Origin of the sequence: Chromobacterium piscinae (assembly GCF_021129175.1) — a bacterium.
Classification (GTDB): domain Bacteria; phylum Pseudomonadota; class Gammaproteobacteria; order Burkholderiales; family Chromobacteriaceae; genus Chromobacterium; species Chromobacterium piscinae.
Map to the genome: position 1 here is coordinate 56,197 of NZ_JAJOHV010000019.1, position 20,065 is coordinate 76,261.

At 63.0% G+C, this 20,065-nt stretch carries 17 protein-coding genes; 4 read left to right on the forward strand and 13 right to left on the reverse strand.

Annotated features, from left to right (window positions below; all coding sequences use genetic code 11):
- Positions 1 to 53 precede the first annotated feature (53 nt).
- The 7 genes from lspA to LQR33_RS05950 form a co-directional block, all read right to left on the reverse strand.
- Positions 54 to 536, reverse strand: coding sequence for a signal peptidase II (lspA, locus tag LQR33_RS05920; RefSeq protein ID WP_378077864.1), 483 nt, complete (start codon positions 534 to 536; stop codon positions 54 to 56).
- A 69-nt stretch (positions 537 to 605) separates the two neighbouring features.
- The gene (gene ileS / locus LQR33_RS05925; RefSeq protein WP_231467938.1) at positions 606 to 3,383 is read right to left on the reverse strand and encodes an isoleucine--tRNA ligase; all 2,778 of its coding nucleotides are present in this window, start codon (positions 3,381 to 3,383) and stop codon (positions 606 to 608) included.
- Positions 3,380 to 4,315: a bifunctional riboflavin kinase/FAD synthetase gene (locus tag LQR33_RS05930; RefSeq protein ID WP_166440108.1), complete on the reverse strand. Its 936-nt coding sequence runs from the start codon at positions 4,313 to 4,315 to the stop codon at positions 3,380 to 3,382. The genes ileS and LQR33_RS05930 overlap by 4 nt, the downstream gene beginning before the upstream one ends.
- A 131-nt stretch (positions 4,316 to 4,446) precedes the next feature.
- Positions 4,447 to 5,127, reverse strand: coding sequence for an OmpA family protein (locus LQR33_RS05935; RefSeq protein ID WP_021479006.1), 681 nt, complete (start codon positions 5,125 to 5,127; stop codon positions 4,447 to 4,449).
- A gap of 240 nt (positions 5,128 to 5,367) precedes the next feature.
- A complete protein-coding gene (locus tag LQR33_RS05940; protein ID WP_021479007.1) occupies positions 5,368 to 5,877 on the reverse strand; it encodes a DUF934 domain-containing protein in 510 nt (169 codons plus the stop codon).
- The gene (locus LQR33_RS05945; RefSeq protein ID WP_221664636.1) at positions 5,861 to 7,519 is read right to left on the reverse strand and encodes a nitrite/sulfite reductase; all 1,659 of its coding nucleotides are present in this window, start codon (positions 7,517 to 7,519) and stop codon (positions 5,861 to 5,863) included. Before LQR33_RS05945 ends, LQR33_RS05940 begins: the two co-directional genes overlap by 17 nt.
- A 43-nt stretch (positions 7,520 to 7,562) precedes the next feature.
- Positions 7,563 to 8,267, reverse strand: coding sequence for a phosphoadenylyl-sulfate reductase (locus LQR33_RS05950; RefSeq protein ID WP_021479009.1), 705 nt, complete (start codon positions 8,265 to 8,267; stop codon positions 7,563 to 7,565).
- Between the two features lie 112 nt (positions 8,268 to 8,379).
- Between LQR33_RS05950 and cysB the strand changes: the two genes are divergently transcribed.
- Positions 8,380 to 9,324, forward strand: coding sequence for an HTH-type transcriptional regulator CysB (gene cysB / locus LQR33_RS05955; RefSeq protein WP_231467940.1), 945 nt, complete (start codon positions 8,380 to 8,382; stop codon positions 9,322 to 9,324).
- A gap of 76 nt (positions 9,325 to 9,400) precedes the next feature.
- Here cysB and fabG read toward each other — a convergent pair whose 3' ends face one another.
- Positions 9,401 to 10,141 carry a 3-oxoacyl-ACP reductase FabG gene (gene fabG, locus LQR33_RS05960; protein ID WP_011137123.1) on the reverse strand — a complete coding sequence of 247 codons (741 nt, stop codon included), beginning with the start codon at positions 10,139 to 10,141 and terminating at the stop codon, positions 9,401 to 9,403.
- Positions 10,142 to 10,364: 223 nt separating this feature from the next.
- On the reverse strand, positions 10,365 to 11,996 hold the full coding sequence (locus LQR33_RS05965; RefSeq protein ID WP_231177187.1) for an ABC-F family ATPase: 1,632 nt from the start codon (positions 11,994 to 11,996) through the stop codon (positions 10,365 to 10,367).
- A 310-nt stretch (positions 11,997 to 12,306) separates the two neighbouring features.
- Between LQR33_RS05965 and dapA the strand changes: the two genes are divergently transcribed.
- Together dapA and bamC are read left to right on the forward strand one after the other, a co-directional pair.
- Positions 12,307 to 13,182, forward strand: a complete 876-nt coding sequence (dapA, locus tag LQR33_RS05970) for a 4-hydroxy-tetrahydrodipicolinate synthase (RefSeq protein ID WP_231467942.1) — start codon at positions 12,307 to 12,309, stop codon at positions 13,180 to 13,182.
- Positions 13,183 to 13,208: 26 nt separating this feature from the next.
- Positions 13,209 to 14,318: an outer membrane protein assembly factor BamC gene (gene bamC, locus LQR33_RS05975; protein WP_166440114.1), complete on the forward strand. Its 1,110-nt coding sequence runs from the start codon at positions 13,209 to 13,211 to the stop codon at positions 14,316 to 14,318.
- A gap of 724 nt (positions 14,319 to 15,042) precedes the next feature.
- On the opposite strand, the gene LQR33_RS05980 is transcribed toward bamC, so the two are convergent.
- Positions 15,043 to 16,176 carry a ribosomal protein uL16 3-hydroxylase gene (locus LQR33_RS05980; protein ID WP_231467944.1) on the reverse strand — a complete coding sequence of 378 codons (1,134 nt, stop codon included), beginning with the start codon at positions 16,174 to 16,176 and terminating at the stop codon, positions 15,043 to 15,045.
- A gap of 140 nt (positions 16,177 to 16,316) precedes the next feature.
- Between LQR33_RS05980 and LQR33_RS05985 the strand changes: the two genes are divergently transcribed.
- Positions 16,317 to 16,796, forward strand: a complete 480-nt coding sequence (locus LQR33_RS05985; RefSeq protein WP_166440116.1) for an FKBP-type peptidyl-prolyl cis-trans isomerase — start codon at positions 16,317 to 16,319, stop codon at positions 16,794 to 16,796.
- A 64-nt stretch (positions 16,797 to 16,860) separates the two neighbouring features.
- Here the strand turns inward: LQR33_RS05985 and LQR33_RS05990 are convergent, their stop codons facing one another.
- From LQR33_RS05990 to mgtE, 3 genes are read right to left on the reverse strand one after another with little or no spacing between them, the layout of a single operon-like run.
- Entirely contained in the window at positions 16,861 to 17,607 is a 747-nt protein-coding gene (locus LQR33_RS05990; protein WP_231467946.1) for a phosphatase PAP2 family protein, read from the reverse strand.
- A gap of 3 nt (positions 17,608 to 17,610) precedes the next feature.
- A complete protein-coding gene (prmC, locus tag LQR33_RS05995) occupies positions 17,611 to 18,432 on the reverse strand; it encodes a peptide chain release factor N(5)-glutamine methyltransferase (protein ID WP_231467948.1) in 822 nt (273 codons plus the stop codon).
- Positions 18,433 to 18,439: 7 nt separating this feature from the next.
- On the reverse strand, positions 18,440 to 19,879 hold the full coding sequence (gene mgtE, locus LQR33_RS06000; protein ID WP_231467950.1) for a magnesium transporter: 1,440 nt from the start codon (positions 19,877 to 19,879) through the stop codon (positions 18,440 to 18,442).
- Between the last annotated feature and the right edge of the window lie 186 nt (positions 19,880 to 20,065).

Sequence of the window (20,065 nt, forward strand, 5' to 3'; positions counted from 1 at the left end):
CGCGAATGGCCCGCTGCGCGGGCCATCGCCTTGCATTCACAACGGCGGCCGTCTCAGTTCGACGGTTTTTTCAGGCTGTCCAGCACCATCAGCGCCGCGCCAACGCAGATGAAGGAATCTGCCAGGTTGAACGCCGGGTAAAACCACTGGTTGTAGTAGTGGAGCATGATGAAATCGATTACGTGGCCATAAGCCAGGCGGTCGATCACATTGCCCAGCGCGCCGCCCATGATGAAGGCCGCGGCCAGATTCATCATGCCGGAAAAACGCCGCTTGACGATGTTCCAACCCAGCCAGCCGGACACGGCGAAGGCCAGGATGGTGAACAGATACTTCTGCCAACCGCCGGCATCGTGCAGAAAACTGAACGCCGCGCCTGGATTGTAGACCAGGGTGAAATTGAAAAAGCCCTCCACCACCGGCCGGATTTCGCCGTACTGGAAGCGGCTGTTGAAATACAGCTTGCTGATCTGGTCTAGTACGATCACCAGGGCCGCCAACGCGAACCACTTGGGCCAGTTGCGGGCGCCGGGCATAGTCATTGCAGAATCCATCTATCGGTATCCATGGGCTGGCGGGGCCGCCTGGGCGGCCCCGGCGGACGGTCAGGCGTGCAGACGCGGCTCGCCCTTGCCATCCAGGTTGTCGACGCAACGGCCGCAAACGGCGCCGTGTCCAGCGTGGCTGCCCACGTCGGCGCGGTAGTGCCAGCAGCGGTCGCACTTGCCGTGCGCGGACGGAGATACCCGGATGGCCAGCTCGCCGGCCTCGCGCACACCCGCCTTGGACACGATCAACACGAACTTCAGTTCCTCCCCAAGGCTGGCTAGATGGCGGGCCAGCTCGGCCGGCGCGTCGATTTCGATCTCCGCTTGCAGCGAAGAGCCCAGCTTGTCGGCGCTGCGCAGCTCCTCGATCTCCTTGTTGACTGCGACGCGCAGCTCGCGGATCGCTTGCCATTTGGCGGACAAGGCGGCCTCGCGCTCGACAGCCTGCGCCGGGAACTCATGCCAGATGTGGTACAGCGTGGACTCTTCCTCGCTGTCCACCAGCACGTTCCACGCCTCGTCGGCGGTGAAGCACAGAATGGGCGCCACCATCAGCAACAGGCTGCGGGTGATGTGATACAAGGCGGTCTGCGCGCTGCGGCGGGCATGGCTGCCGGCCTGGGTGGTGTACAGGCGGTCCTTGATCACGTCCAGGTAGAACGCGCCCAGGTCTTCCGAGCAGTAGCCGACCACTTCCTGCACCACGTGGTGGAAGGCGTAGCGGGAGTACAGCTCGCCCACCACTTTTTCCTGCACCTCGCGGGCGCGCAGCAGCGCGTACTGGTCCAGCTCCACCATCTTGTCCAGCGGCACGGTGTGCTCCAGCGGATCGAAGTCCGACAGGTTGGACAGCAGGAAGCGGATGGTGTTGCGCAGGCGGCGGTAGCTTTCCGTGGTGCGCTTCAGAATCTCCTGCGACAGCGACATATCGCCGGAGTAGTCGGCGCTAGCGACCCACAGACGCAGGATATCGGCGCCCAGGGTGCCGCAGATCTCTTCCGGCGCGATGCCGTTGCCCTTGGACTTGGACATCTTGTAGCCCTTGTCGTCCACGGTGAAGCCGTGGGTCAAGAGCTGCTTGTACGGCGCGCGGCCGATGGTGGCGCAGCCGGTCTTCAGCGACGACTGGAACCAGCCGCGGTGCTGGTCGGAGCCTTCCAGGTACAGATCGGCCGGCCAGGCCAGCTCCGGGCGCTGCTTCAGCACCGCGAAGTGGGTGGCGCCGGAGTCGAACCACACATCCAGCGTGTCGGTCAGCTTGCGGTATTGCTCGGCCTCGTCGCCCAGCAATTCCTTGGCGTCCAGGCTGAACCAGGCTTCGATGCCCTGCTGCTCGATGCGCAGCGCCACTTCCTCCAGCAGCTGGGCGGAACGCGGATGCAGCTCGCCCGACTCCTTGTGGATGAAGAAGGTCATCGGCACGCCCCAGTTGCGCTGGCGCGATACGCACCAGTCGGGGCTGTTCTTGATCATCGCATCCAGACGGGCGCGGCCCCAGGCCGGGAAGAACTCGGTGGCGTCGACCGCGCGCTGGCTGATCTCGCGCAGCGTCTCGCCGCCATTGGCCTGGCGGTCCATGCTGATGAACCATTGCGGCGTGGCGCGGAAGATGATCGGCGTCTTGTGGCGCCAGCAATGCGGATAGCTGTGCTCCAGCTTGGCCTTGTGCACCAGCGTGCCGTGCGATTCCAGCGTCTCGATCACGCGCGGGTTGGCGTCCCATACCAGCATGCCGGCGAACAGCTCGGTAGTGCTCTTGTAGCGGCCGTCGTCGGCAACCGGGTTCGCGATAGGCAGCTTGTACTGCAGGCCGGCCTGGAAGTCTTCCAGGCCATGGGCCGGCGCGGTGTGCACCAGGCCGGTGCCGGCGTCGGTGGTGACGTGATCGCCCAGGATCACCGGCACCTGGCGGTCGTAGAACGGGTGGCGCAGCTGGATCAGCTCCAGCGCCTCGCCCTTGGCTTCGCCCAGCACCCGGTACGCTTCGACGCCATAGCGCTTCATCGCCGACTCGACCAGGTCCTTGCCCAGGATCAGCTTGCCCTTGGGGGTGTCGATCAGCTGGTAATCCAGACTGGCGCCGGCGGCGACGGCCTGATTGGCCGGCAGCGTCCATGGCGTGGTAGTCCAGATCACGGCCAGCGCGCCGGAAGCGTCGGCGTCGAAGGCGGCGGAGGCCTTGTCGGCGTCGATCACCTTGAAGCCGACGTCGATCGCCGGCGAGACCTTGTCTTCGTATTCCACTTCGGCCTCGGCCAGCGACGAGCCGCACTCGATGCACCAGTGCACCGGCTTCTCGCCCTTGGTCAGATAGCCGTTTTCATGGATCTTGCCGAGCGTGCGGACGATGTCGGCCTCGGTCTTGAAATCCATGGTCAGATAGGGATTGTCCCAATCGCCGAGCACGCCCAGGCGGATGAAGCCCTTCTTCTGGCGCGCCACCTGCTCCTTGGCGTATTCGCGGCACAGTTCGCGGAACTTGGCGGCGGGAATGTCCTTGCCATGCAGCTTTTCCACCATCAGCTCGATCGGCAGGCCGTGGCAGTCCCAGCCCGGCACATAGGGCGCGTCGAAGCCGGCTAGCGTCTTGGAGCGGACGATGATGTCCTTCAGCACCTTGTTGACCGCGTGGCCCAGGTGAATGTCGTTGTTGGCGTACGGCGGGCCGTCATGCAGGATGAACTTGGGCCGGCCGGCGGACAGCTTGCGCAGCTTGTCGTAGCGCTTCTCTTCCTGCCAGCGCTTGACCCAGGCCGGTTCGCGTTTGGCCAGATCCCCGCGCATGGCGAAGGGTGTATCCAGCAGGTTTACGGTTTTACGATAATCGATGCTCATGCCTGCTCTCGCTGCAAACTTGTCAAATAGGTCTTGGCGCTGGCCGCGTCGCGCTCGATCTGGGCCACCAGGGTCGCCAGATCATCATAGCGCTCTTCGTCGCGCAGTTTCTTCAGGAAGCGTACCGTCAGCCGCTGGCCGTACAGATCGCCCGAGAAATCGAACAGATGCACTTCCAGCTTGTAATCCGGGGTATCGCTGACCGTCGGGTTCAGGCCCAGGCTGGCCACGCCGCCCAGACGGCCCTGCGGCGCGTCGACCTCCACCACGAACACGCCCTTCAGAGCCGGCTTCAAATGCGGCAGGTGGATGTTGGCGGTGGGAAAGCCTATCGTGCGCCCCAGCTTCTGGCCATGCATCACTTTGCCCGATATCCGGTACACGCCGCCCAGCAACGCGTTGGCCGAATCCAGATCGCCGGCGGCCAAACGCTCGCGCACCAAGGTGCTGGAAGCGCGTTCGCCCTTGACCAGCACCGATGGCATCGCCTCGGTGGCGAAATGCGGACAGGAGGCCAGCAACTCGAAATCGCCCTTGCGGCCGGAGCCGAACTGGAAGTCGTCGCCGATCAACAAATACCGTGTTTTCAGTTCCCGCACCAGCACCTGGTCAACGAAGCCCTGCGCCGACATATTGGAAAAGCTGTGGTTGAAACGGTAAACGAACACATAATCGATCAAGCCCAGCTCTTCCAGCAAAGCGAACTTGTCGCGCAAAGTCGACAAGCGCGCCGGCGGATTGGCGCGGGCGAAGAACTCGCGCGGGTGCGGTTCGAAAGTCAGCAAGGCTGTCGGCAGCGCGCGCGCGCGCGCTTCCGAGCGCAAACGTTCCAGCATGCGCCTGTGGCCCTGATGCACGCCATCGAAATTGCCGATGGTCAACGCGCATCCCGGCAGGGCGAAACGACGCGGATCCCCCAGAAATACCTGCATTCGCTGTCTTTACATACGTCCCGAAACCTTCGATTGTAGCCGCCGGCTAGCGATAGCGTCCAGCCATGATCTGGAGGGAAGGCAAACAAAAAGCCCCGCATGTTGCGGGGCTTTTTGGCGTTTGGCAAAAATTAGTTGCCAGACTTCTCTACCACGGACTCTTTAACAGCGTCGATGGTCACTTCCACGCGGCGATCAGACTCGATGCAAGCCTTGATTTCGGCGTTTTGCTTCTTGTTCTTCACGTATTTCGGGAACTTGGCCTTGCACTCTTCGGTCATCTTGGCTTCAGCCTTGCCCTTACCAACAGCGGCAACCTTCTCGGCCGGAACGCCAGCGTTCACGAAGTAGTTCTTAACAGCGTCGGCGCGGTTCTGGGACAGAGCGTTGTTCAGCTTGTCGGAACCCATGAAGTCGGTGTAACCGTCGATTTCAACACCGTTCAGGTAACCCTTGCCGGCGTGAGCCTTCAGCTTGGCGACCAGCGGGTCCAGTTCGTTCTTGGCGTCAGCGCGCAGAACGGACTTGTTGAAGTCGAACAGAACCTTGGCGGACAAGGTCACTTTTTCCTTCACGGAAACCAGAGCCGGCTTCGGAGCGGCGACAACCGGCTTGGCGGCTTCGCGATCGCCACACTCAACCAGACCGTCCTTGGCCTTGTCGAAGTAGGTGGTCTTCCAGCATTCGCCGTAGCTATTGCGGGTCACTGCGTCAGTGGATTGGTCAACGGCATAACCCGGTTTGGCAGCAAAAGCGCTAGCAGAAACCAACAGGGCGGCAACCAGTGCGCTCAGTTTCAGCTGTTTAGTCATGTTATTCCCTCTTTAATCTATAAAATGGGTAGCAATGCGGGCTGACGCAAAGACCACGCGAACTAAGTTGACTGCAAACATCAGGGATGGCTACATGCTGTGTTGATGCAGTTAACCCGCACTATAGGAATGCTGCAACACCATGTCAACACGGCGTCGGGCGCTTTGTCGCGTCAGCGTTGTATAAATACATCACATTTCGCTAAATTATACCCGAAGCTGTATCGATCATGCGACACATTACGGTCTTGTGACGCGTCGGCGAAACAGTGGCAACGGCTGCCTATAAGTCACTTGATAGCTATCGCTGAAGGTATTGTAATAATCACCATCATCCAGCGACTTGCCGTCCTTGACCGCGAAGGCATCGAAACCCACTTGCCACAAGGGCCGGATCAGATCCGCCCAGACATCGCCCACCGCCCTCAGCTCGCCGGCATAATCATAGCGCTCGCGCAACAGCCTGGCGAGGCTGTAGCCCCGTCCATCGGTGAAGGCGGGAAAATCCACGGCGATCAGCGCCAGCTCGGCCAGATAGGGCTGCAGCTGCGCCGGATCGTCGTCCGGAGACAGGTAGACGCCGACGCTCCCGCCGCGCGCGCGCCAGCCGTCGACATCGGCCAGCCAGCTGGCCAGCGGCACGATCACGTCCTCGGCGGGATCCGCGTCCGGCAGCTTGCCGCTCTCGTCCGGCCGCAGCAGCCGCCAGTGATCGGCCTGCAGCCGGCCATCCTTAATGAACTGGGGCATACACCCTCTCCTTGAACGGTTCGGCGCCGAGGCGGCGCAGGGTTTCGATGAAGCGCTCGCCGTTCTGCCGCCGCTCGATGTAGACCTGCATGATCTTGGAGAAAGCCACCGGCACGTCGGCCTGGGCGAAAGACGGGCCTATCACCTTGCCGATGGCGGTGTCGCTGCCCTGGCTGCCACCCAGCGTGATCTGGTACCACTCCTCGCCGTTCTTATCGACGCCGAGAATGCCGATATTGCCGATGTGGTGATGGCCGCAGGCATTCATGCAGCCGGAGAAGTTACAGGCGATGTCGCCCAGATCATATAAATAATCCAGATCGTCGAAAGTCTTCTGGATCGCGTTGGCCACCGGGATGGAGCGCGCGTTGGCCAGCGAGCAGAAGTCGCCCCCCGGGCAACTGATGATGTCGGTCAGCAGGCCGATATTCGGCGTCGCCATGCGCAGTTGCCGCGCCTCGAGCCATAGCGTGTACAGATCCTTCTGCTCGACGTCCGGCAATACCAGATTCTGTTCGTGGGCTACGCGCAGCTCGCCGAAACCGAAGCGGTCGGCCCAATCGGCTGCGGCTTCCATCTGCTCGGCGCTGATATCCCCCGGCGGCGCGCCGGTCTCCTTCAGCGACAGGACCACCGAGCGGTAGCCGGACAGCCGGTGGCCGCGGGTATTGCGCTCGAACCAGCGGGCGAAGGCCTTGTCCTTGGCCAGCGGATCGGACAGCTCGGCTGGGTCGTCGGCGAGCATCTTGTAAGCCGGATCGCCGAAGAAGCTGGCGTAATGGACAACATCCTCGTCGCGGAGAGTCGCCGGGCCATCCTTCAGGTGGCGCCATTCGTCCTCCACCTTGGCGGCGAAGCCTTCCCGCGTCAGCGCCTTGACCAGAATCTTGATCCGCGCCTTGTACTTGTTGTCGCGGCGGCCGAAGCGGTTGTACACCCGCAGCACCGCGTCCAGATAGGTCAGCAGATGCTGGCGCGGCAGGAACTCGCGGATCACTTCGCCTACCATCGGCGTACGGCCCAAACCGCCGCCGACGATGACCTTGAACCCCGCCTCGCCGGCCTCGTTGCGGCTGACGTGCAGGCCGATGTCGTGGACCATGGTCGCCGCGCGGTCTTCCACGCTGCCCGACACCGCGATCTTGAACTTGCGCGGCAGGAAGGTGAATTCCGGGTGCATGGTGCTCCACTGCCGGATGATCTCGCAGTAGGGGCGCGGATCGAACAGCTCGTCGTCTGCCACGCCGGCAAAAGCGTCGGTGGTGGTGTTGCGCACGCAGTTACCAGAGGTCTGGATCGCGTGCATTTCCACCGTGGACAGCTCTTCCAGGATGTCCGGCACGCTCTCCAGCGCCGGCCAGTTGAACTGGATGTTCTGCCGGGTGGTGAAATGGCCATAGCCCTTGTCGTAGCGGCGGGCAATGTCGGCCAGCTTCCGCAGCTGCTCGCTGCGCAAGTGGCCGTAGGGAATCGCCACGCGCAGCATGGGCGCGTGGCGCTGGATGTAGAGGCCGTTCATCAGCCGCAACGGCCGGAATTCGTCCTCGGACAGCTCGCCGGCCAGGAAGCGGCGGGTCTGGTCGCGGAACTGCACCACGCGCTCTCGCACCAGCCGATGGTCTACTTCATCGTATCGATACATGTTTGGATTCCAGCGGGAATGCCGACGACTGCGAGCCGGCGGTTCAAACGGGGCGTTGCAGCGGACTGGACTTCGCGTGCAGTCCGCACTCCTTGGTTTCCGGGTTTTCCCACCACCAGCGTCCGGCGCGCACATCCTCGCCTGCGCTGATGGCGCGGGTACAGGGCGCGCAGCCTATCGACGGATAGTGCCGGTCGTGCAGCGCGTTGTACGGCACCTGATTTTCCTTCAGGTACTGCCACACCTCGGCTTCGGTCCATTCCAGCAAGGGGCTGAACTTCACCAGGCCGTTGTCTGCGTCGTACTCCCTGTCGGCCAGGTCTTGCCGGGTAGGCGACTGCTGGCGGCGCAGGCCGGTGATCCAGGCCGAACGGCCGGCTAGCGCGCGCTTCAGCGGCTCCAGCTTGCGGATCTGACAACAGGACTTGCGCAGGTCGACGCTCTGGTAGAAGCCGTTGATGCCGTGGAAGTTGACGTACTGCTCGGTGGCGGCGGTGTCGGGGAAATACACCCTGACCGGATGGCCTGGATAGCGCTCGGCCACCCGCTGCATCAGGTCGTAGGTTTCGGCCGGCAGGCGGCCGGTATCCAGACTGAAGCTTTCCAGCGGCAGATCGAGACGGGCGATCAGGTCGGTCAGCACCATGTCTTCGGCGCCGTAGCTGTTGGCCAGCACCGCGTCGGGGTGCTCGGCGGCAACGGTTTGCAGCAGGGCCGTGGTGGCGGCGAGTTTGGACTCCAGGCTCATTAAGCGCTCCGGGGATGGTTCGAGCGTATCCTAACCAAAGCGCTTATAAACCTAAAAGAATATTGTGTTAGTATTTAATGACTACAGGTTGTATAGAGGATAGATCGCCAAGATGAAGCTACAACAACTCCGCTACCTGGTCGAAGTGGCCAAGCAGGGCCTCAACGTTTCCGAGGCCGCCGAGAAGCTGCACACCTCGCAGCCCGGCATTTCCAAGCAGATCCGCCTGCTGGAGGACGAACTGGGCATCCAGGTGTTCATCCGCAACGGCAAGCGCGTGGTCTCGGTGTCCGAACCGGGCAAGGAAGTGCTGCGCATCTCGGAACGCATCCTGCGCGAGGCGCAGAACCTGAAGCGCGTCGGCGACGAGTTCTCCCGCGAGTCGGAAGGCGCGCTGACCATCGCCACCACCCACACTCAGGCCCGTTACGCGCTGCCGCAGGCCATCGCCGAATTCGTGCGCCGCTATCCCAAGGTGCGGCTGTCGCTGAAACAGGGCAGCCCGACGCAGATCTGCGACATGGTGGTGTCCGGCGAGGCCGACCTCGCCATCGCCACCGAGGGCATCGCGCTGTACAAGGAACTGGCGACGCTGCCCTGCTACGAGTGGAACCGCTCGCTGGTGGTGCCGAAAGGCCATCCGCTCACCGTGCTGGAACGCGAGGTGACCCTAGCCGACATCGCCCAATACCCGATAGTCACCTACGATTTCGCCTTCGCCGGCCGCTCCAAGATCAACAAATCGTTCGCCGAGCAGGGCCTGACGCCCAACGTGGTGCTGACCGCGATCGACACCGACGTGATCAAGACCTACGTTTCGCTGGGCCTGGGCATCGGCATCATCGCCAGCATGGCCTTCGAGCCGGAGCGCGACCACAACCTGACCGCGATCGACGCCGGCCACCTGTTCGAGCCGTCCACCACCAAGATCGGCATCCGCAAGGACGCCTACCTGCGCGGCTTCGCCTACACCTTCATCGAGCTGTTCGCGCCGCATCTGCACCGGCGCGAGGTGGACTCGGCGCTGCTGGCTCACGACGTCGACGACGAGGAATGAGCGCCCGCCGACGCATGCCGACGCACAAACGCCCCGAACCTGCCGGGGCGTTTTCTTTGGGAGGACAGGCTAGCGCTTACAGCGTCAGACCGCCGGTCACCTCGATCGCGGCGCCGTTGATGTAGCTGGCCTCGTCGGACGCAAGGAAAGCGTAGACGTTGGCGATCTCGGCCGGATCGGCCATGCGGCGCATCGGCACCTTGTCTTCCATCGCCTGCAGCACTTTTTCCGGCATCGCCTTCAGGATGGGCGTGGCCACGAAGCCCGGACACACCGCGTTGGCGCGGATGCCCTTCTTGCCCAGCTCCTTGGCCCAGGTCTTGACGAAGCCGATCACGCCGAACTTGGCCGCCGCGTAGTTGGTCTGGCCGAAGTTGCCGTAAACGCCGACCACCGACGACGCGTTCAGGATCACGCCGCCGCCCTGCTCCACCATGGTGTCCACCACGGCGCGGGCACAGTTGTAGACGCCCTTCAGGTTGATGTCGATCACCTTGTCGAACTGGTCTTCGCTCATCTTGATCAGTTGCGCGTCCTGGACGATGCCTGCATTGTTGACCAGCACGTCGATGCGGCCGCAACGATTTTTCAGGTCGGCGACCATCTCGGCGATCTGGCCCTTGTCGGTGACGTCCACCTTGTAGCCGTAGGCCTCGCCGCCCAGCGCCTTTAGTTCATCGACCACGGTCTTGACCGCGTCCGGATTCAGGTCGCACACCGCGACGATGGCGCCTTCCTTGACGAACTTCTCCGCCGTCGCCTTGCCGATGCCGCTGGCCGAGCCGGTGATGATGGATACTTTCCCTTTCAAACGCATGTGATTTCCTTCTATCTCTCTGGCTTGCAGATCTCATCGGGTCGCCAGGACGGATGAGCCCGGATGTCTCCATCATCGGCCTTCCCGGCCGGGTCCCCGATTATTGTTTTGTCGCCGCGGATCGCGGATATGAAAAACGGGAGTTTGTGCACCGCAATATAGCGCACGCCCTCCCGTCGGTAAAGTTACGGCCTGTGACAGACCGTATCCGTATGACTTCTGATTACTCCAGACCCTTGCTGGCCAGGTAATCTTCGTAGTTGCCGGTGTAGTAGTCGTAGCCGCCCTTGCCGTCCAACTCCAGCACGTGGGTGGCCAGAGAGCTGACGAACTGGCGGTCGTGCGATACGAAGATCAGGGTGCCCTTGTACTTTTCCAGCGCCATGTTCAGGGATTCGATCGATTCCATGTCCATGTGGTTGGTCGGCTCGTCCATGATCATCACGTTCGGCTTCTGCAGGATCAGCTTGCCGTACAGCATGCGGCCCTTCTCGCCGCCGGAGAGCACGCGCACCGCCTTGCCCACCTCGTCGCCGCCAAACAGCAAACGGCCCAGCGTGGCGCGGATCGCCTGCTCGTCGTCGCCCTCCTGGCCCCACTGGCGCATCCACTCGCTCAGGGTCCAGTCGCTGTCGAAGTCAGCCTCGTGATCCTGCGCGAAATAGCCGATCTGTGCCTTTTCCGCCCACTTGATGTTGCCGTAATCGGCAGTCAGGCCTTCGGCGTAGGCTTGCTCGAACGCGCCGGCCAGCAGCTTGACCAGCGAGGTTTTCCCCGCGCCGTTGGGGCCGATGATGGCTAGGCGCGCGCCGGCTTCCAGGATCAGGTTCAGATCCTTGAACAGCACCTTGCTGTCGTAGGCCTTGTTGAGGTTTTCCACCTCCACCGCCTGGCGGTGGAGCTTGAACTTGTCGTCCATCTCAAAGCGGATGAACGGGTTCTGGCGGCTGGACGGCTTCACCTCCACCATCTCGGACTTCAGCTTGTCCACCTGCTTCAGGCGCGAGGTGGCCTGGCGGGCCTTGGACTTATTGGCGGAGAAGCGGGCCACGAACTCCTGCAGTTCCTGGATGCGCTCCTTGGCCTTGCTGTTGGACGACAGCTGGCGCTCGCGGGCCTGGGCCGACGCGATCATGTAGTCGTCGTAGTTGCCCGGGTAGATGCGGATGGTATTGTAGTCCAAGTCCGCCATGTGGGTGCAGACCGAGTTCAGGAAGTGGCGGTCGTGCGAGATGATGATCATGGTGGAGTTGCGCTCGTTCAGCACATGCTCCAGCCAGCGGATGGTGTTGATGTCCAGGTTGTTGGTCGGCTCGTCCAGCAACAGGATGTCCGGATTGGAGAACAGCGCCTGCGCCAGCAACACCCGCAGCTTCCAACCCGGGGCCACTTCGCTCATCGGGCCGAAGTGCTGGTCGACCGGAATGCCCACGCCCATCAGCAGCTCGCCGGCACGCGCCTCGGCGGTGTAGCCGTCGTACTCGGCGAACTTGGCCTCCAGCTCGGCCGCGTGCATGTAGTCTTCTTCAGTGGCTTCGAGGTTGGCGTAGATGGCGTCGCGTTCGCTCATCGCCGCCCACATCTCGGTGTGGCCCATCATCACCACATCGATCACGCGCTGGTCTTCGTAGCCGAACTGGTCCTGGCGCAACTTGCCCAGGCGCAGACCGTTCTCGATGGCGACTTCGCCCGCGGTCTGCTCCAGGTCGCCACCCAGGATTTTCATGAAAGTGGACTTGCCGGAACCGTTGGCGCCGATCAGGCCGTAACGGTTGCCTTCGCCGAATTTGACGGTAACCTTCTCGAACAGAGGTTTCACGCCAAACTGCATGGTAATGTTGCTTGTGGTAATCACGCTTGAGGATCCTTCAGCCAGGGCCGTGAACCTGTTTGCGATCTTTTCGCGAGCGTCTCCCGGCCTGTTTTCGCCGGCGCATGGCTTCGCCAAACGCCCCCGGCGGGGACTGACGCCGCGGCGCAGCCATCAAACGGACGCCGGGCAAGATCTCAAACAAGTTCTAAGTATCGGAAAAACGTAGGATTCTATCACAACGGGGACCGTTCCCCGAAGCCTCGCGCGGCCGCGCCTCACGAACTTTTGCCAGCCAGACGAATTCCGATACAATCGTAAACCTTGTAAATCCTTATTCCAGATAGGCAAAACTATGCTTACCGGCAGCTTGGTAGCGCTCGTAACACCGATGTCGAACGATGGGGCGGTGGATTTTGCGGCGTTGCAACGATTGGTTGAGTTCCACATCGAAAACGGCACCGCCGGCATCGTCGCCGTCGGCACCACCGGCGAATCGGCCACCCTGTCGGTGGAAGAGCACATCGCCGTGGTGAAAGCGGTAGTCGAGTACGCCAAGGGCCGGGTCAAAGTGATCGCAGGCGCCGGCGGCAACGCCACCAGCGAGGCGATCGAGCTGGGCAAGCTGTCGGCCGATGTCGGCGCCGACATGGTGCTGTCGGTGGTGCCCTACTACAACAAGCCCACCCAGGAAGGCATCTACCAGCACTTCAAGGCCATCGCCGACCAAAGCCCGCTGCCGGTCATCCTTTATAATGTTCCCGGCCGCACCGTCGCCGACATGAGCAACGACACCGCGCTGCGCCTAGCCGCCCATCCGAACATCGTCGGCCTGAAGGACGCCACCGGCGACATCGGCCGCGCCTGCGACCTGGCGCTGCGCGCGCCGGAAGGCTTCGCGCTGTATTCCGGCGACGACGCCACCGGCATGGCCTTCATGCTGTGCGGCGGCCACGGCGTGATCTCGGTCACCGCCAATATCGCGCCCAAACAAATGAGCGAGCTTTGCCAAGCCGCCACCTCCGGCGACGCCCGCAAGGCCCGCGCCATCAACGACAAGCTGCAAGGCCTGCACAAGCAGCTGTTCGTGGAGCCCAACCCGATCCCGGCAAAGTGGGCGCTGGAGCGGATGCGACGCATCCCCGCCGGCATCCGCCTGCCACTGACCCCGCTGAGCGCCGCCGCCCAACCTCTGGTGGACGCGGCGCTGAAACAAGCCGAAGTCATTTGATTCACCCCCGAAAGATGGGAGTAAGCATGAAACGAAGCGCGTCCGTCGCGATTCTGCTGGCAAGCGGCGTTCTGGCCGCCTGCAGCACCCAGCAACCGCTGAGCAAGCCTCTGGACTTCAAGTCCGACGCTCCGAAAACCACCGCCAACAGCCTGGAAGTGCCGCCCGATCTGACCGCGCCGCAAGTCCAAAACAAGTACAACCTGCCTGGCGGCGCCACCGCGAGCAGCGCCGACGCCGCAGAGCCGACGGTAGGCTCGCCCGTCGCCGTCAACCAGCTGGACAACATCAAGATGGAACGCGCCGGCACCCAACGCTGGCTGCTGGTGGGCAACAAGAAGGCCGGCGAGCTGTGGCCGGTGCTGAAGGCGTTCTGGCAGGAAAATGGTTTCGTGATCAAGACCGAAGACCCGAGCCTGGGCATCATGGAAACCGACTGGGCGGAAAACCGCGCCAAACTGCCTAACGACGGCCTGCGCAAGCTGCTGGAAACCGTCGGCCTCGGCAGCGTGTACTCCACCGGCGAGCGCGACAAGTTCCGCATCCGCCTGGAAAACACCCCGCAAGGCACCGAAGTCTACTTCTCGCATCGCGGCATGGAAGAGGTCTACGCCGACAACAGCAAGACCAATACCGTGTGGCAGCCGCGCGCCACCGACCCCAATCTGGAAGCCGAGCTGCTGGGCCGCTTCATGATGCGGCTGGGCATGAACGAAGAGAAGGCCCGCGACCAGGTCAAGCAGACGCTGGCCAAACCGGCCAAGCCGCAGGATCCGATCGTCGACGGCCAGCTGCAGCTGTCCGACGGCTTCGACCGCGCTTGGCGCCGCGTCGGCCTGGCGCTGGACCGCGTCGGCCTGATCGTCACCGATCGCGACCGCTCGCAGGGCCTGTACTACGTGAAGCCGGCCAAGGGCGACACCGACAAGGAAGAATCTGGCGGCTTCTGGTCCAATCTGGCCTTCTGGAAGAACAAGGACGGCCAGGCGGTCAAACCGACCGCCCCCGAGTACCGGATCAAGCTGGTCGAACAGGGCGCCACCACCACCCTGCAGATCCAGGACAAGCAGGGCAAGCCGCTGTCCGACGACTTCGTCAAAGCGGCGCTCGGCAAACTGCAGACCGAGCTGCAATAACGCAACAAGCCTTGGACCAAAAAACAACAGCCCGCGAAAGCGGGCTGTTTCTTATGCGGGATTCATTTAATTGCCGTCCGATCACCAGAGGCAGCTAGATGAAATAGCGCTGCTGATTATCGATAGCAATATGTAACGCTTTGTATTCGACAGCAATAACTGTGGTTTTTCCACCAAACTTTTACAAATCATCGATCCCGCGTCAAACAGCAGGCGCAAAAAAACCGGCCGAAGCCGGTTTTTTTGTGTTGCTCGCCGCTAATTACTTGGCAGCGGAAGCAGCCGGAGCGGAAGCGTCAGCAGCCGGAGCGGAAGCGGCCGGAGCGGAAGCTTCAGCAGCCGGAGCGGAAGCGGCCGGAGCGGACGCTTCAACTGCCGGAGCGGAGGCTTCAGCCGGAGCTTCTTTTTTACCGCAAGCGGACAGGGCTACGGCCAGCAGGGCAGCAACGAGGAGCGACTGTTTCATTTTTTCTTTACCTTTGAGGATAAGTTGAACAAGACGTCAGTTATCGCACGGTCTCGACAATAAGCCGGGCGACTGAAAATCCATCAGTGAGCAAATTGTATCACGAAAAAAATGGCTGTATAGAGGGCAAAAATCTAAAAAAACAACAATGCCAAGCACAGACTGACATGTGTCGGCCCAAGCATTAAAACGGGCGTTTACCCCCTGGATTCAGCCTTCCATCGCGTTGCTCGAACGATACAAGCAAGAAAACTGTTGTTATTCTGCTACATTTGCCGAAAGATGCCAATAACCTGACAGATAGCCATCGTATAGCGCGTCCATCATATCGGCGGAATAGAGTCCCGCTTTCAGCCTCCGGCGATTGCCGAAGTGTTGCCAATCGGCAAAATCACCATCGGAAACGTCCACTTTCTCGCCGTTGCAGTAGACGCAGGCATCGCAGAACAGGATTTGGCTCTTGCGGTCCAGCTCCAGCCCCCGCTCGGCCAATGCCTCGGCGAACGCGTCTTCGTCCAACTCGTCTTCCGGCGCGTCATAGAACACATGCGCCTTGGGCTCGGTCAGATAGTGGCCGAGAAAATCGCAAACCGTGTCCTTGTCCCAGCGGATCTGCGACAACAGGCCGGCCACCTGCCCTATCATCTCGTCGCCTATCCTCGCCGGATCGGCCTGCAGCGTCAGGTCCGGATCGGCGTAGACGCCGTCCAGGCAAACGCGGTCCTGCAGATAAACCAGAAACTGCGTCGCCAGCTCCTGCGCCGGCGGCGCGCGGAAACCGATCGAGTAGGTCATGCCCGGTTCCAGCGCCACGCCGTAGTGCGCGCAGTGCGGCGGCAGGTACAGCATGTCCCCGTGCTCCAGCACGAACTCCTGCTCCGTGCGGAAGTCCTTCAGCACCCGGATCGGCGCGTCCTCGATGAAGTCGTCGTCGTGCTGAGAGGAAATCTGCCAGCGCTTCTTGCCACCCACCTGCAGCAGGAACACGTCGTAGGCGTCGAAATGCGGGCCTACCGTGCCGCCAGGCGGAGCATAGCTGATCATCAGATCATCCAGCCTGGCATAAGGAATGAAGTTGAAGCGCCACAGGATGTCGTCGATATGCGGCAAGTGATGGTTGACGCCCTGGACCAGCAGCGTCCAGTCGGTGTCGGCCAGCCGGCGGAAGCGCGAGGCGCGGAACGGGCCACGCTCAAGGTGCCATTTGTCTTTCTTGTATTCGATCAGCCGGGACTCGGCGTCGTCCCGTTGCGCCAGTTCGGACAAGACGGAAAAGTCGACGTACGGGCCGACGTCGGTCAGCGCGCCGCGGATCAACAGCGGTTTCTTGTGCCAGTATTCGGCGAGGAATTGTTCGGGCGACATGCCGCCCAGCAAGTTTGTGGTATTCATCAGCTTTTACGGGCTCAGCCGCCCGTCTATGGTTTACAATACGCCAGCGGACGCGCGAACGTCCTATCTTGCGGTGGAAGGAACACCCTCGGGACCGTCCCTGTCAAGTTTTTTTACCATCCATCACGGATATTCAACTCATGCAAATCGCCAAAAACACCATCGTCACGATCCACTACGAGATGTTCGACGTCGACAATAACCTGCTCGACAAGACCGAAGAGCCGATCAGCTACCTGCACGGCGGCTACGATGGCATCTTCCCGCTGGTGGAAGAGGCGCTGGAAGGCAAAAACGTCGGCGAATCCGTCGATGTGAAGCTGACCTCTGACGACGCGTTCGGCGACCCGGAAGAAGAGCTGATCCGCGTGGAAGATCTGGAAGTGTTCCCGGCCGACGTCGAAGTCGGCATGGTATTCGAAGCTGACGATCCGGAAACCGGCGAACTGCTGCTGTTCCGCGTCACCGACATCGCCGATGGCAAAGCCGTCGTCGACGCCAACCACCCGCTGGCCGGCCAGAGCATCCGCTTCTCCGCCAAGGTGGTCGAAGTGCGCGCCGCCAGCGCCGACGAGATCAGCCACGGCCACGCCCACGGCGAACACGGCCACCACCACTGATCGGCAAGCGGCGATCCATCGCCCTGCCTGAAAAAGCGGCCTCCGGGCCGCTTTTTATTTGCCCTCAGTGCCCGCGCCGGGCAAAGCGCCAGAACCCGACCACAAGCACCCCGCCCGCGATCGCCGCGCGCAGCCAATATTCGGCGAACACGCCGCGGTGTCCCAGCAGCCAGGCCAGGGCGCCGGCCAGCCACACCAGCAGAATCAACTCGGCCGTGCGGGCGATGTCGCGCGGCCAGCCATCCGGCCAGGCGAAACGCAGCGCCAGCCTCATCGCTCCCCAGCCCAGCAGCGCGCCCACCGTCAGATCCAGCGGCCAGTGCACGCCGATGGCGATCCTGGACAACATCACCAGCCCAGCCAGCGGCAGCCAGGCCGCCGCCCTGCCCCAGCCTATGCCGCGCCAGGCGAAAGTGGCCAGCGCGGCCGAAGCCATCGCGTGCCCGGACGGGAAAGAGCCGTTGCCAGGCAAGCGGTCAAGCAAATCCACCATGCCTCGCGGCAACACCTGCGGCGGCCTGGGCACGGCGAAGCCCGCTTTCAACAGCACCGCCAGCGCGATGGCTGCGGCGCCGCCGGCGATCAGCGCCGGCAAACGCCGCGGCTCGCGCCAGCACATGGCCAGCATCAGCGCCAATGCGGTCGGCCAATCGCCGAACACGCTGAAAAAGCGCCACAGCGGCGCCGGCAGATGATGCAGCAGCGGATGCAAGAACAAAAACAACTGGCGGTTGGCCTGCGGCCAGCCCGCCAGCGCCGCGCTCAATACCGCCAGCAGAACGGCCGGCCAGAATCGACGAAGCCCGGCCATCGCTCAATCCGCCTTGCGCCCGACGGTGATGCGGTCCTGGCCGGCCAGGTCGCGTATGGTTTCCACCTGGCTCAAGCCGGCGGCGGAAAACAGCGCCCTCGCTGCCTCGCCCTGGTCGTAGCCGTGCTCGACCATCAGCCAGCCGCCGCCGGCCAGTCTGGCCGGCGCGCCGGCGGCGATCTCGCGCAGGCAGGCCAGGCCGTCGGCTTCGTCGGTCAGCGCGCCGCGCGGTTCGAAACGCAGGTCGCCTTCGGCCAGATGATGGTCGTCGCGCTCGATATACGGCGGGTTGGACACGATCAAATCGAAGCGAGCGCCGGCATCCAGCGGATCGAACCAGCTGCCCAGCCGGAAATCGACCCGGGCGGCCAGCGCGTCGGCATTCCCGCGCGCGACGGCCAGCGCGTCGGCGGAGACATCCACCGCGCCCACAACCCAGTCCGGCGCTTCCAGCGCCAGCGTGACGGCGATGATGCCGCTGCCGGTGCCCAGGTCCACCACTCGCGCCGGCGCGGTCCGGTCGATGCGGAACAGCGCCTGCTCGATCAGATGCTCAGTCTCAGGCCGCGGAATCAGCACTCCCGGACGGACCTGGAAATCGCGGCCGTAGAATTCGCGCGCACCGAGCAGATAGGCCATCGGCTCGCCGGCCAGGCGGCGCGCGGCCAGCGCGTCGAAGGCAGTCGCGGCCCCGTCCGGCAGCTCGCGCTCGGGATGGCCGATGATGGCGGCGTGGGTCAGGCCGGGCCAGGCGTGCGTCAGCAGCATCCGGGACTCCAGCCTGGGCAGGGGGTGGCGCCGCAGCGCCTGTTCTATGGTCGGCATGGTTCTATTACAGCAGGAACAGGGTGGCCAGCCCCAGGAAAATCAGAAAGCCGCCGGAATCGGTGCAGGCGGTGATCAATACGCTGGAGCCCAGCGCCGGGTCCTTGCCCAGCTTCTGCATCAGCGTCGGGATCATCACTCCCATAGTGGCGGCCAGCATCAGGTTCAGCGTCATCGCCGCCAGCATCACCAGGCCCAGCGACATGCTGCCGTACAGCAACCAGGCCACCGCGCCGATGACGCTGCCCCAGGCCATGCCGTTGATCACGCTGACGCCCAGCTCCTTGCGCCACAGGCGGCCGGCCTGGCCGACCTGCATCTGGCCCATGGCCAGCGCGCGCACGATCATGGTGATGGTCTGGTTGCCGGAATTGCCGCCTATGCCGGCGACGATCGGCATCAAGGCCGCCAGCGCCACCAACTGAGCGATGGAATGTTCGAAGGCGCCGATCACGCGGGAGGCGAAGAAGGCGGTGCAGAGGTTGATCGCCAGCCAGGACCAGCGGTTCCTCACCGAATCCATCACCGGCGCGAACAAGTCTTCCTCTTCCTTCAGGCCTGCCAGGTTCAGCATTTCGCTGTCGGACTCCTCGCGGATCACGTCCACCATCGCGTCCACGGTCAGCCGGCCCAGCAGCGCGCCGCGCTCGTCGACCACCGGCGCGCTGACCAGGTCATAGCGCTCGAAGGCCTGGGCGGCGTCCACCGCCGGCTCGTCCGGATGAAAGCTGACTACCTCTGTGGCCATCGCCTCCGCCACCAGCGTGTCCGGATCAGACACCAGCAGCTTGCGCACTGACAGCACGCCCTTGAGCAGGCCGGCGTCGTCGGTGACGAAGATCTTGTCGGTCTGGCCGGGCAGATCGTCGAAACGGCGCAGGTAGCGCAGCACTACTTCGCAGCTGACGTCGGCGCGGATTTTCACCAGCTCGAAATCCATCAGAGCGCCGACGCGGTCATCGTCGTAGGACAGCACCGCCTGCAATTGGCCGCGCTCTTCCTCGTCCAGCCGGCCCATCGCCTCGTACACCACCTGGCGCGGCAGGTCCGGCGCCAGCTCGGCCAGTTCGTCGGCGTCCAGTTCGCCCAGCGCCGCCACCAGCTCGTCGGGCTCCATCACCTCGATCAGCGACTCGCGCACCGCGTCGGACACTTCCAGCAGCACCGCGCCGTCGCGCGAGGGATCGGTCAGGTCCCAGGCCAGCAGCCGGTCTTCCAGCGGCAACGCCTCCAGCACGTGGGCGATGTCGGCCGGGTGCAGTTGGGACAGTTTCTGTCCCAGTTCCAGCAGATTGTGTCGCGACGCCTGCGGATCGGCGGCGGCTTCGGCCGCGTCCTGACGCGTAGCAAGATGTTCAAGCTGGCGCTGGCGCTCGATCAGGCGCTGCACCAGGCCCAGGCTTTCCTGCAGACGATCGGCGGATTGTTGCTTGTAGGCAACCGTCATGCACGTCTCCTTCCGCCCACTGGGCGCGCGAAGGGGGCCGACGGTGTGAGGCGGGATTTTATAGAGTGATACGGGATTCGATTAAGGGATAACTGGGTAAGTCCATTGCGTTGGCCGCGGCGTGCCCGCGGCGCGCGAAAAGAAAGTCGCGATTGTAACATATCGTCACAAGCGGCTTCCACCCGC